General features: G+C 40.3%; 14 protein-coding genes and 1 riboswitch. Of the genes, 5 read left to right on the top strand and 9 right to left on the bottom strand.

What is annotated here, in order from left to right:
- Positions 1-77: 77 nt before the first annotated feature.
- The 8 genes from speB to JN080_RS04880 form a co-directional block, all read right to left on the bottom strand.
- Positions 78-1,070, bottom strand: coding sequence for an agmatinase (gene speB, locus JN080_RS04915; RefSeq protein ID WP_256234806.1), 993 nt, complete (start codon positions 1,068-1,070; stop codon positions 78-80).
- Between the two features lie 186 nt (positions 1,071-1,256).
- Entirely contained in the window at positions 1,257-2,630 is a 1,374-nt protein-coding gene (locus JN080_RS04910) for a sigma-54 interaction domain-containing protein (RefSeq protein WP_256234805.1), read from the bottom strand.
- Between the two features lie 262 nt (positions 2,631-2,892).
- Complete coding sequence (locus JN080_RS04905) at positions 2,893-3,567, bottom strand: uracil-DNA glycosylase (RefSeq protein ID WP_256234804.1); 675 nt, start codon at positions 3,565-3,567, stop codon at positions 2,893-2,895.
- A 418-nt stretch (positions 3,568-3,985) separates the two neighbouring features.
- Positions 3,986-4,639, bottom strand: a complete 654-nt coding sequence (locus JN080_RS04900; protein WP_256234803.1) for a 3-oxoacid CoA-transferase subunit B — start codon at positions 4,637-4,639, stop codon at positions 3,986-3,988.
- Between the two features lie 31 nt (positions 4,640-4,670).
- Complete coding sequence (locus tag JN080_RS04895) at positions 4,671-5,372, bottom strand: CoA transferase subunit A (RefSeq protein ID WP_256234802.1); 702 nt, start codon at positions 5,370-5,372, stop codon at positions 4,671-4,673.
- A gap of 266 nt (positions 5,373-5,638) precedes the next feature.
- Positions 5,639-7,060 carry a sigma-54 interaction domain-containing protein gene (locus JN080_RS29600; protein WP_256234801.1) on the bottom strand — a complete coding sequence of 474 codons (1,422 nt, stop codon included), beginning with the start codon at positions 7,058-7,060 and terminating at the stop codon, positions 5,639-5,641.
- 131 nt (positions 7,061-7,191) lie between these two features.
- Positions 7,192-7,977 (bottom strand): 3-hydroxybutyrate dehydrogenase, encoded by a 786-nt coding sequence (locus tag JN080_RS04885; protein WP_256234800.1) that lies wholly within the window; start codon positions 7,975-7,977, stop codon positions 7,192-7,194.
- An 88-nt stretch (positions 7,978-8,065) separates the two neighbouring features.
- On the bottom strand, positions 8,066-9,505 hold the full coding sequence (locus JN080_RS04880) for a GntP family permease (protein ID WP_256234799.1): 1,440 nt from the start codon (positions 9,503-9,505) through the stop codon (positions 8,066-8,068).
- A 414-nt stretch (positions 9,506-9,919) separates the two neighbouring features.
- Between JN080_RS04880 and JN080_RS04875 the strand changes: the two genes are divergently transcribed.
- The 3 genes from JN080_RS04875 to JN080_RS04865 all read left to right on the top strand — a co-directional run bounded on the left by JN080_RS04875 (position 9,920) and on the right by JN080_RS04865 (position 10,785).
- The gene (locus JN080_RS04875; protein WP_256234798.1) at positions 9,920-10,141 is read left to right on the top strand and encodes a DUF1659 domain-containing protein; all 222 of its coding nucleotides are present in this window, start codon (positions 9,920-9,922) and stop codon (positions 10,139-10,141) included.
- A 137-nt stretch (positions 10,142-10,278) separates the two neighbouring features.
- Positions 10,279-10,497 (top strand): DUF2922 domain-containing protein, encoded by a 219-nt coding sequence (locus JN080_RS04870; RefSeq protein WP_256234797.1) that lies wholly within the window; start codon positions 10,279-10,281, stop codon positions 10,495-10,497.
- Between the two features lie 144 nt (positions 10,498-10,641).
- Positions 10,642-10,785: a YvrJ family protein gene (locus tag JN080_RS04865; protein WP_256234796.1), complete on the top strand. Its 144-nt coding sequence runs from the start codon at positions 10,642-10,644 to the stop codon at positions 10,783-10,785.
- 110 nt (positions 10,786-10,895) lie between these two features.
- On the opposite strand, the gene psiE is transcribed toward JN080_RS04865, so the two are convergent.
- Complete coding sequence (gene psiE, locus JN080_RS04860; RefSeq protein WP_256234795.1) at positions 10,896-11,339, bottom strand: phosphate-starvation-inducible protein PsiE; 444 nt, start codon at positions 11,337-11,339, stop codon at positions 10,896-10,898.
- Positions 11,340-11,653: 314 nt separating this feature from the next.
- A riboswitch (cyclic di-GMP riboswitch) is annotated at positions 11,654-11,736 on the top strand.
- 84 nt (positions 11,737-11,820) lie between these two features.
- On the opposite strand from psiE, the gene JN080_RS04855 reads away from it, so the two are divergent.
- Together JN080_RS04855 and JN080_RS04850 are read left to right on the top strand one after the other, a co-directional pair.
- Positions 11,821-12,522, top strand: coding sequence for an EAL domain-containing protein (locus tag JN080_RS04855; protein ID WP_256234794.1), 702 nt, complete (start codon positions 11,821-11,823; stop codon positions 12,520-12,522).
- A 17-nt stretch (positions 12,523-12,539) separates the two neighbouring features.
- Positions 12,540-13,076: a PilZ domain-containing protein gene (locus tag JN080_RS04850; RefSeq protein WP_256234793.1), complete on the top strand. Its 537-nt coding sequence runs from the start codon at positions 12,540-12,542 to the stop codon at positions 13,074-13,076.
- Positions 13,077-13,229: the final 153 nt, after the last annotated feature.

Raw genomic sequence — 13,229 nt, 5'->3', positions numbered from 1 at the left:
TTTAAGAATAGGTTGATAGGTTTTATGGAGCGTTTTACACAGAAAGGAAGTCTTTCTATGTAAAACCAGGCTCCTCATTAAGAGTGAATTTCTTCTTTGCTTGCACTGCCTTCTGCTGCGTTCTCTCTTTCTTTTAAAACAAAGCTGAGTAAATCCAGGGCGATCCGAGCACCGACTTGGCCGGTCATTCCTGCGGGATCATATGGCGGGGCCACCTCTACTAAATCAAAACCAATCACTTGGCCTCTTTTGGCGATTGCTTCGAGCAATTCATTTACCTCATCGTAAATAAATCCGCCCGGTGATGGGGTGCCCGTTCCCGGAGCTACGGAAGGGTCCAAACCGTCAATATCAAGCGTAATATAATATTTTTCACCTTTTGGAATCAGTTCCAGAACGTTTTCGATTCCCATCTTCCTCATTTGCCTTGGTGATAAAATGACACTGCCATATTCTCTAGCCGCATCAACGTCTTCTTTTATACTACTGCTAATCCCGCGAATGCCAAATTGGAAGATTTTCTGAACATGGTCCATTTCCGACAAACGGCGGATACAGCTTCCATGGCCATACCGCTGCCCAGAACGGTGGTCGGCCCAGTCCAAATGGGCGTCAATTTGAATCACATGAAAGGGACCTAATTCTTCCAAAGCTTTTCCAACTGGAATGGTGATGGAGTGGTCACCGCCTAACACAACCGGCATCGCTCCTTTTGCGACAATTTTTCTGATCGCTGCTTCCGTATTTTCATGGCATTGTATGATGTCCCCATGAACCATGTCCACATCGCCGCAATCGACTACTTTCCATTTCGGCCCTAAATACATGATGTCTTTTTCAATATCGTAAGCACCATTCAATCCAAAGCTGTACAATGTCGAGCCTTCCCGAATTCCCCTCGGGCCCATTCTAGCCCCCGATTTCCATTGTGTGCCCATATCATTTGGTACGCCAATCACCGCGACATCCGCATCCAGCTTGTCTAGATCCGGACAAACCGGATACTTCCCAAACGTACAGATTCCCGTAAAAGGCAGATTTAGAAATTGCTTTTCATCTTGATTTGACATGAAAGAAGCCCCCCAACAAAATTTTGTTCTCATCTTTATTTATGCAACTTTCATGCCAAGCTTCTAAGGGAATAACGGGGAAAGTGGAGCATGCTATATGGCAGTTGAAGCGTACCATATAAAGGTTGGTTCATACGATTGTCCGGTTCGGTACAAAAATAGTCCCTATCAATTCGTTTTATATAATCAAAACTGACTACCTTCATTGACATATTTCCGTATTTTTCGATTGGCGGTGGATTGGCTGATTCCTAATTTTTCAGCAAGTTTAATACTGCTTGGATATTTTTGATACATCCGCACAATATATTCATTTTCTAATGATTCTAGATAATCGTTTAACGCCATTTCATCAGATACAGCTGACACCTCCCTTTTTGTTTCCTGTTTCTCCACCTCAAGAGCAATTTCATTTTCATTCGATGTAATAATCTTTTTTTCGATAAAGTTCCGCAATTCCCGAACATTCCCCGGCCATTCTTGCTGGCTAAGCCAGGCAATCATTGATGGGGTAAAGTGCTTGTCCATTTCATATTTTTGATTCATTTCTTCGGTAATTTCATATATTAAATGAAAAACTTCCTCCTTTCGCTCTCGAAGAGGAGGAATCTCAATCTTCACCACGTTTATTCTATAATAAAGGTCCTCTCTAAATTTTCGCTCCGCAATCATTTTTTCCAAGTTTTGATTGGTAGCACAAATAATTCGGCAATTCACCTCTATCTTTTTACTTCCACCCACCCTCATGATGTTGTGGTTTTGTAAAACAGACAGCAGTTTTACCTGCAAATTCATCGGCAATTCGCCAATTTCATCGAGAAATAAGGTTCCCTTTCCCGCTGCTTCAAAATAACCCTTTTTCCCTCCTTTTTTAGATCCGGTAAAGGCCCCCTCCTCATAGCCAAAAAGCTCTGATTCGAACAGTGCTTCGGGTATTGCCCCGCAGTTTACCTCAACAAAAGGGTGGTTTTCTCTTGCAGACATTTGATGAATCATTTGGGCAATATGGTTTTTTCCCGATCCTGATTCTCCCTCCAAAAGCACGGTTACTCCTAAATTAGCTACTTTTGAGACAATATCAAATACCTTTTCCATTTTGCTATTTCGCAAAAAGTAGTGATTGGCCGCTTGTTTTTTTAATTGTTCTATTTGTTCTTTATATAAGTTTAATGCCTCTGCGACCTGCTCATTCTCTTTTTTCAAATGTTCAAACTCTGTAACATCTCTTGAAACACTAAGCGCTCCAACCAATTCCCCGGTTGGTCCATAAATTGGGTATCCGGAAATAATCAGTTTTCTATTGTGCTTTGTTTCCTGGATTAGCATGTCTTTTTGATTGGTTCTTAACACATTAGCAATCACGGAAGGTAAAAACATTCCCTGCTTCTCCAAGTCGAAAATATTGTGATGAACAATTTGCTCACAAGGAATGCCAAAAACCTTTTCAGTAGATTGGCTTGTATATAAAACCATTCCAGTAGCGTCTGCCACAAAGATTTCATCAAACGTATGCTGCAGAATATGCTTTAAAATAATTGAATCATCCAAACTTCCATTCATATTCATCACCTAGTCATTTTTGAATATAATTATATTCAAAAATGACTAATATTTCAAATTATTTTGATAATACGAAACTTTACGGCAAAAAAAGCACTTCACTTTTATAATCATAATGTCTAATAAATGCTGTCTTAGAATGAAGGCGTTATGCATGTCCGTTCATGCCTTGTTCTGAACGAGTTAATTTGAAAAAAATAACCTTAACTTTATTAAGAAGCTAAGGTTATTTCTTAGTAATCTATTAAATTGGATTGCTCGGTTATCGATTATGGATCTGCCAATCGATCTCCTCCCGGCCAATTTTTCGTAAAAAGGCATTGGCACTGGAAAATGGCTTGCTTCCAAAGAAGCCACGATTAGCGGAAAACGGACTCGGATGTGGTGATTTAATGATGTAATGCTGCGGTGACGTGATCAGCTGCTGCTTTTGTTGGGCAAAGGCTCCCCACAGGATAAACACAACAGGTGTCTCCCGCTTGTTCAAGGTTTCAATAACCTTGTCGGTGAACATTTCCCAGCCAAGGCCTTTATGTGAGTTTGGGGTTCCAGCCCGGACTGTTAATACGGCATTAAGCATCAATACCCCTTGCTTAGCCCACTCAACCAAATAACCGTGATTCGGAATATAGCATCCTAAATCATTCTGTAATTCCTTATAAATATTTTTCAATGATGGAGGAATTCCTACTCCTGGTTTAACCGAAAAACTTAATCCATGGGCCTGCCCAGGACCATGGTAAGGGTCTTGACCAATGATCACAACCTTCGTGTCTTCGAATTGGGTGTAATGCAGTGCATTATAAATATCGTATTGATCGGGGTAAATCGTTCGTGTTTGGTACTCATCACGCAGCGCCCCCCACAGCCGCTGATAATACGGTTTTGCAAATTCCCCTTCAAGTAAAGGCGCCCAATCATTTTTCAAAATAGCCATTGCTGCTCCACACTCGATTCCTAAAATACTAAACTATTTTTATTATAGTAGTGAATAAAGCAGGCATCAATCGTAAAAGCAGTCCAAGAAAATGTTGGCAAGACAATCGTGTTGGCCTTTATAACCCTATAAATAATTGTCTAATTTTACATATTATGGTAAAATGCTCATAACTATTGAAAAATGGTGCATAATCCCTCGAAAATCGTTCATAACCATCGAAAATCGTTCATAACGCATCCGAAATGGTTCATAACGCATCACCATGAGCTTCCGAATCGTATATCGAATCGAATCGCGGGGCTGATCGTACGAATGTACGGGCCAACTCCGCATACCAGTAGGGGTCCGACTGGTTTCATAAACGAAAAGAAGAAACCCCGGTTCTATTAAAGAACAGGGGTACTTCTTTTCTGTTTTACTTTGCTGCGCGCAATCCCGGGCTAACTGAAAAAGCGGCTTCTGTTTTTTCCGTTACTTCTTCCACCGAAACTCCCTCTTGCGTTTCCATTAGAACCATACCTTCTGAAGTGAAATCAAAAACAGCTAGATCCGTGATTAATCGATGAACGACCTGTTGACCTGTTAATGGAAGAGAACATTCCCTTTTAACTTTTGATTCCCCGTGTTTATTTACATGTTCCATAATAACGACAACGCGCTTGGCACCATGAACAAGATCCATCGCCCCGCCCATTCCTTTTACCATTTTTCCCGGAATCATCCAATTCGCTAAATCTCCTGTTTCAGAAACCTCCATACCTCCAAGAATCGCAAGGTCAATATGCCCGCCCCGAATCATCGCAAACGATTCTGCACTATCAAAAAAGGAAGCACCTTTTACGGTCGTGACCGTTTCTTTTCCTGCATTAATAAGATCAGGATCTTCCTCTCCGGCAACCGGGTATGGGCCAATTCCTAATAAGCCATTTTCAGACTGAAGCAAGACATTATAATCCTTCGGTATTTCATTTGCTAAAAGCGTTGGCATTCCAATCCCGAGATTAACATTCATGCCATCCTTTATCTCTTGTGCCGCCCGTTTTACAATTCTTTGCCGACTATCACTCATCTTGTTTTCCCCTCCCAAATATGTTTTCTAACTATCCATTTGTAACCGTAAGCCTTTCAATTCTTTTCACATAATTTGTTCCAAGTAAGATCCTTTGAACAAAAACACTAGGTGTATGAATGTGATCCGCATCTAATTGACCAAGAGGAACGATTTCCTCCACTTCCGCAATCGTGACCCTGCCGGCCATAGCCGCTAGCGGATTAAAATTACGAGCTGTTTTTCGATAGACTAGGTTTCCAAGCGGATCGGCCTGCCATGCTTTTACTAAGGCAAAATCCCCAACAATTCCTTCTTCTAAAATATAAGTCCGTCCGTTAAAAACCTTATGTTCCTTTCCCTCTGCAATCGCTGTCCCCACTCCGGTGGCTGTATAGAATCCGGGAATTCCAGCACCGCCGGCACGAATTCTCTCAGCCAGTGTCCCTTGAGGTACTAATTCTACCTCTATCTCCCCGCTTAAAAATTGGCGTTCAAACAGCTTGTTTTCTCCGACATAGGACGCAATCATCTTTTTAATTTGTCTATTCTCCAATAAAAGACCAAGGCCCCAATCATCTACCCCACAGTTATTGCTCACAATGGTTAAATCCTTCGTTCCTTTATCACGTAAAGCAAGAATCGCCTTTTCCGGAATCCCGCTTAAGCCGAAACCGCCAACAATGATTGTGGCACCATCTTGGATATCTTGAATTGCTTCTTCAAATGAATCGATGATTTTATCCTTTTTCATAAAAATTTATCACCCTTTCGATATAATCTTCCTCTATCTATAAACCCACTTTTATGTGCTAGTCTTAATTTTCAAAAAATATACAACCTATTACACTATGTTTCTATATTTTAAACGTAAACTGTTTGTGGAGTAACCCCGGCTTTAATTTTTCCAAGCTTTATAAAATTACGGTCTCGTTTATTGAGCTTTTCCACCTGAACCAATAATCGTAATGTTTTTAATCATTTTGACTTTCCTCTCTTACTCTTTTCTTCCTGGCTTCGTTATTTAATGCCATATATTTTGCATTTTTCATAGAAACTGGTTTTTCCAATTTCCAGCAGCTTAGCAGCTTCCATTTTATTTCCTTCCGCAGCCGCTAGTGCCTGTTGAATGGCTTGCTTTTCAACCAGGGCGAGTGTTTCTTTTAACGGTTGAATCGGGAATGAAGGTGTGTTTGCTCGATCTGCGTTAATAGGATTCTGCACGTTTTTATCGTCCGGTTTAGTCTCTTGATCACGTAAATATAATGGGAGGTGCTCCAATTGGATCGTTTTGCCGTCTAAGACATTAATGCAGCGCTCCAGCACATTTTCTAGTTCGCGAATGTTTCCCGGCCAGGCATGCTCCATGAGCTTTTCTTTCACCTCATCCGATAACCCGATTTCTTTTCGGTAAAACCGATTTCCCAACTTTTTTAAAAGGCTCATCGAAATCAGCTGGATGTCTTCTTTTCTTTTTCGCAGCGGAGGAATTTCTATTTTAATAACATTTAACCGATAATATAAGTCATGACGAAACTCCCCTTCCGCGACCATCTTTTCTAAATCCCGATGTGTTGCCGCGATGATTCGGACATCGACTGGAATCGATTTTGATCCGCCGACGCGCTGGACTTCCTTCTCTTGGAGAACCCGTAAAAGTTTGCTTTGCATGGAAAGCGGCATATCGCCGATTTCATCAAGAAAAAGAGTTCCTCCATCCGCAATTTCAAACTGTCCCATTTTCCCGCCCTTTTTTGCTCCCGTAAAAGCTCCATCCTCATAACCGTACAGCACTGATTCCAGCAAATTTTCTGGGATCGAAGCACAATTGATCGCTACAAATGGTGCGGAAAAACGGATGCTGTTATGATGAATGGCATGGGCGAACAATTCCTTTCCGGTGCCCGATTCCCCCATCAACAAAACGGATGAATGGCTGGTTGAAACTCTTTCAGCCAGTTTTTTTGCCGCAAGGAAAGCAGGGCTCATCCCAATTAAATCATTAAAGCTGTATTTACTTTTTAAATCCCTTTGAACCTTCGTTTGATAATACTTCAGCTCATCGACAAGAAACTGAATCTTGCTCTTATACATCCGCCATTCCTCTGGACTGCGGAACATCACGGTTCCCATCGCGCCTGCCAGTTCTCCATTCTCATAAAGCGGATATCGGTTGGCAATCATTTCACTCCCGTTGATCGGCTGCACAGCCGCGAGCTCCGCTTCCCCTGCTTTTGCAACAATGTGCATGCGTGAGTTTTCAATGACATCCTGCACTGGGCGGCCAAGAGCTTTTTCAACGGTCGTTCCGATAAACTCACTATAAGGTTCATTAATATAGAGAATAATGCCTTCACGGTCGACGATGACGACCCGTTCAGCTAATAAATTAATAATCTGTTCATGCCAGCTATAGGGTACACTTTCAAATCCTCGTGCCACTGTCTTCCCACCTTTTTTATCTACATTATAGCAAAAAAGGTGATGAAAACTTGTAGGACTAGATGGCGCTCTTAAAAGCGAACCAACGAAGAATCCTGGTTTGCCACCGAATTTGATTCTTCAATCGAACATTATTGCGCTGTATACCCGCCATCAAGAACAACAGCTTGGCCTGTAACTCCTCTTCCTTTATCACTGGCCAAAAAGACGGCATAATCAGCAATTTCTGATACCGATAACAGCCTTTTTTGCGGAACAAGCGGCAAGAGTACTTCACCAATAACACTGTCAAGGCTTACATTTCTTGTTTTTGCTAAATCCCCTAATTGGTTTCTGACAAGCGGGGTGTCAACATAACCCGGGCATAGGGCATTTACCGTAATACCATGCTCAGCGCCTTCCAGTGCAGCTACCTTTGTCAAACCAATAACCCCGTGCTTCGCACTATTGTAGGCAGCTTTGCCGGCAAACCCGACTAATCCATTGATAGAAGCCATATTGATTACTCGGCCAAACCCATGTTCCTTCATGTACGGGAACACGTTCTTAATCCCGATAAATGGAGCAGTCAGCATAACTTTTACCAACAGCTCAAATTTTTCCGTTGGGAATTCTTCAATCGGTGAAACAAACTGCAGTCCGGCATTATTGACGAGAATATCAATTCTTCCAAACGTTTCATGTGCTAATTCAATACTTTTTTTAAAGGCTTCCTCATTGGTTACATCACACGGGGCAGCTAAGGCTTCGAATCCCTGCTGTTTTAATTCCGAAACGACTTGCTCACATTTTTCGGCATTCAAGTCCGAAATCACCACTTTTGCTCCCTCTTCGGTAAATGTTTTCGCGATTTCCAAACCGATTCCGCTTGCTGAACCCGTAATAAATGCTATTTTTCCTTCTAACGCCTTTGTCATTTCTTTATCCCTCCTTTAAAATTAAACCTTTGCTCAGGTGCTGGATCATTTCACTATTGTCCTTTACCTACTATATGAATCTCCTCATTTAAACAATGCCAAAGAATGTGTAAAGGGCAATGATAAAGAAGACAGCCAATGTTTTTATCATGGTGATCGCAAATATATCCCGGTAGGATTGCTTATGGGTTAACCCCGTAACAGCAAGTAAAGTGATGACTGCGCCGTTGTGCGGAAGGGTATCCATACCACCGGACGCCATTGCCACAACGCGGTGCATGACCTCAGGTGGAATATTTGCTGCAGCAATCGCCTGGTTGTACTTATCGGCCATCGCCCCTAACGCAATCCCCATACCTCCAGATGCAGAACCAGTCATCCCGGCGAGGGCACTCGTCGTTACCGCACCGTTTACAAGCGGATTATGGAACGTCCCGGCAATCCCGCCGCTGACCTTTGCAAATCCTGGAAGTGCTGAAATGATTCCTCCAAACCCGTACTCAGCACCTGTATTCATCGTGGCAAGCAGTGAACCGCCTATGGCTGTGTTCAGGCCTTCCTTCAAATTTTTCGTAACCCGTTTCCAATCATAAAGAAGGGATGAGATAATCCCGACGATCAGTGCCATGATAATCGCCCAAACAGCAGCAACCGCAGTAACATCAACTGTATACGCTTTCAAACCAATCGCTGAAAAATCAAATCCATTTGGATACCATTGAGGGATATAGGTAATAAACAATTTATTCATAACTCCAACAAGAATCAGCGGGACAAACGCAAAAATCTGTCTGCCAATCGATTGCTTAGCCGTTAAATCGAGGTCAGCAGTCTCATTAGGATCTGCTTGTACACTTTCCAATGCAGCTGCAGTTTCAGCATCAAACCCGTAATAGCCTTCACCAGCTTTTTCTGCACTTCTTCTTCTCCACTCCAAGTACAGCAGGCCGACAATCAAGACAAAAATAGCGCCGATGACACCCAGCGTTGGTGCAGCGTAAATATTTGTTTTAAAGAAAGCAATTGGAATAACATTTTGAATTTGCGGCGTTCCTGGTAATGCATCCATCGTGAACGTAAAGGCACCAAGCGCAATCGTACCCGGAATCAGCCTTTTTGGAATATTCGCCTGTCTGAACATTTGAGCAGCAAATGGATAAATCGCAAACACGGCAACGAACAAGCTTACACCGCTATAGGTTAAAATCGCGCCCAGCAAAACAATTGTCACCATCGCCCGTTTTGCGCCGAGCAGGCGGACAATTGTCCTCGCGATTGATTCGGCAATTCCCGACATTTCTACAACCTTACCGAAAATTGCTCCCAATAAAAAGACCGCAAAATACGACTTAATAAAGCCGACCATTTTTTCCATAAACACACCGGAAAAGAACGGCAGCACATGGCTTGGAGCAATCAGCACAACAGCTAACAGTGCACAAATCGGTGCAAATAGAATAACCGAATACCCGCGGTAAGCAACGAACATCAACAGCCCGAGTGCCAACAATATCACAAACAAATCCATAAACATCCCCCTTAAATTAATAACGATAAAATAAGCTCTTTCTCCACTATTTTAATATGCAAGCATCGTGCCAACTTGAAAAAGTAGATTTATAGAGAAATACCCGTTGATATCCATTCCATAAAAACGGAAAATTCCAGTTTAACGGAAAAATAGGCATAAAAATTCCGAAAAATCGGAATATGTTGATTAATTAAAAAGTATCTAAGGTTCGGAACATGGATGCCGATATCGCGTCAATAGAGGTTGAAAAAAATACAAAAACAGTCGATATCTGGGTGAAAATGGTAGATATAATCCAAAACAGGTGGATATCTAAAAAAGGAATGGAAACGATGGTACAAAAAATTTTTATTCAACCTGTCCTTTTCCCTCTTTCGTTTGTATATAGAAGGTGAAAGGAGGTGATGAACAATGGCAGTAGCAAACTTAACTGAAACAAAGCTTCGCATGATTTTTGAAGCAGGCTTAGATGAACAAGGCAAGCCTATTTACAAAGCAAAAACATTTAACAACATTAAAAAGGAGGCAACTACCGATCAACTTTTTCAAACAGCACAGGCCCTAAGCGTCTTGTGCAGCGATACCCTTAACGCGATTGAACGAAATGACAACTCAGACATTATGGGGGCTTAAGGACGAAAAGCGGAAGCGTCCGTTTAGCGACGTACACTAGTCGCGTAGCGCCGCCGCCCTAGCATTAGAACGTCCTGTGCGTCGCAGCTAGACAGTTATCAAAGTTGTTTCATGAATAAATAAGGAGGTGAACGAGAATGGCAAAAACATTGGAATTGCAATTCGTGACCGAGAATGGCAAGGTCGCACGGCTTACACTTGATAATCCAAAGGAACCAATTGACCAGCTTGTGGTCAAGCAATCTATGGATGAGATTATTGCAGCCGGTGCCTTTTATACGGTCAATGGCAACTTTGTCTCTTCGCAAGGGGCACGAGTAATTGAGCGCACGATTACTGATTACGAAATTGTCTAATAACCACTGTAACAAAGGGTCGGCTTCGAACAGAATCCGGCTCTTTTTCTATACGAAAAGCGAAGGCGCCCGTTTAGCGGCGAAGCTAGACTATTCTCAAGGTTAAAATTTATGTTTTCCTTTAAAATAAGGTGGTGATAAACTGTGGAGCAGCTCATTCCAATCATTAGTGAGGTAGGATTTCCGATTGTGGTGACACTTTATTTGCTTTACCGAATTGAGGCAAAGCTTGACTTAGTTGTTCAATCCATTCAAAGTCTTCCCGATCGATTGAAGGAGAGGACGTAGCCTTTTTGACATAAACTTAAAAAAACCATCGTTTTGATCTCCTAGTAGGAAAATTTCTTTCCTATCTTCAATGAAAACGGTGGTTTTTTGTTGTTGGTTAAAGCAAATCATTATTTTTTAAAGAGCCAATTGTTATTTGGTCTTTCACGAGGGGTTAAATTAATGATGAAATACCCAATGATTAGAACTAAAATCGCAAGTGAATATAGTAAAGTATTTACAGGGTGTTCGTGATCAACAATAATAATTCTTACTAGTGCCGTGATCCCAATGTAGATAAAATAGCGAATCGGGAAATGATACTCTTCTTTAAAATATTTAACAATCATCGTAATAAACTCAAAATATAAAAAGAAAATAAGAATATTGGCAAGGAAAAGCTGATAATCATCGCTGCCTTTTTCGATCAAAATCCGACTAAAAATAATTAATTCCTTAACGAGTAAAAACGAGAGAATCATCGCCAAAAAAATGAGTGAAATATTCAATAACATTTGGAGAACCTTGGGGATCAGGTGCGAAATATAAGCAAATTCCTCTTTCATCTTTACCATAGAAATCCTCCTCTCACTTTTTCATAAAAATAGATTATGAGGATAATTTTATCATGGATAATTGCTTATTTTTTTAATTTTACGGAAAATTAATAGATTAACACCAGACAGCTACCTTTGCAAAAGTTTTTATTGCCAATTTTCTACAAAAATCGATACTTTTCACCTATATTCACACATATATTTACAGCTAAACAGTGAAAAATAACCATTATTTTGTCATAATATATGGACTTTTGTTTTGATATATCTTAGGATTGATATATAACAAATTTAATTAAAACTCATGAAATTTTAATCTGATTTTCACTTTATTATGATAATAGCAAACTTACCGAAAGATAAGGGCGCAAAGCTCCAGACCTAAAGCATTCGCCATGGTGGCTGAGTTACCAAAAGAAAAAGTGGGTAAACACAAAGACACGAAACCCCATTTCATTGGAGTTTCGTGTCTTTTTTTATTAAGGAGGGTTATGTAAGGTTGTATTTATCTACTATACTCAACAATGAATTCTTTCACCATTATCAGCCGATTTTTGATATCCAAGAATGGAAAATAATCGGTTACGAAGGACTATTTAGATTAGAGAATGTCAAAAACCCTGAAACTACTTTCAATTGGGCTAAAAAGGCAAAAAAACTCTATGAACTTGATTCAAACTCCATTTATAAAGCGTTGTTAACCTTTAAAAATGCTGGTTATATATCAAGGAAAGAAATGCTGTTTCTAAATGTCTTCCCCTCGACAGTAACAAACCCTTTATTTCTTACTTTAATCCATCAACTGATTAATGAAGAGAAGGTTTCAAGTCAACAAATCATTTTTGAAATTAATGAAAATGAGGTAATGGACTTTGAAAATGTAAAAAAGGAAGTACATAACCTTAAGAACCTAGGATTCCGAATTGCCATTGATGATGTCGGAAAAGGCTTCTCCTCAGTGAAGTCAATCATTGAGCTAAATCCTGACTTTATAAAACTAGATAAATACTATTTAGAAGATCTCAGTATATCCGAGCAAAAACAGGACGTTGTCAATTCCTTGCTCCATTATTGTCAAAAATTCAACTCCAGTCTCATTGTTGAGGGGGTTGAAGACAAAGTTTGCCTAGCGCTCTTAAAAGGTATGGGCATCCAATATGCCCAAGGGTACTTTCTTGGAATGCCAACAGAACTTCCTTAAGCAAAGAGGTGGAAAAATTGGAATATATTATCCTTTTACTTTCGATCATTATTTTGCTATTTAGCTTAGTAATCCCTTCTATCGAAAATAAACTATTGGTTAAAAAGGCAAGGAAGGATTCAGCCAAAGCTGAGATTCCACCAAAAACTGTTATCCAACCGAATGGAACACAGAAAAATAAACGTAAAAACTTTCGAGTGAAAGCAAATGACATTTATTGTATCGTGAAGTTTGATCATTTTGGCGACCCTAAGCTCCAAAAATTAAAGGATAAAACCATTGAAGGTTACATTGAAGATATTAGTTTAACTGGAATGAAATTTGTAAGTAATTATGAACTGCCGGTTCGATCTGACATTCGAATCACCACTTCCTTTCAACTGGATCAATTTGTTTTTTCACTGAAAGGAAAAATAGTTCGCAGACAGGATCATTTAAAGTTTGAAAATGTTATATATGGGATTGAGTTTACTGATTTGCTGCCTAATCAGCAAAAACAATTAAACGGATGGCTAAATAACCATTTGAAGGGAAATTATGTGGACAGATTATAAAGCCTGCCTTTTGGTAAATGTTCAAACATAGGTGCCTGCTCAGGCTTTATTTTTGTCATCATACGCATCTCTTAGTACTCCAATATGACAAACGATCATTTGATAATGAGGGAAAACATGAATTTAAATAAATATAAGAATTTGCTCTTAACA

This window comes from Bacillus sp. EB600 (assembly GCF_024494385.1).
GTDB lineage: Bacteria > Bacillota > Bacilli > Bacillales > Cytobacillaceae > JAEVLT01.
The sequence above is the reverse complement of the archived record's forward strand: the minus strand, read 5'-3'. Positions and strand labels throughout refer to the sequence as shown.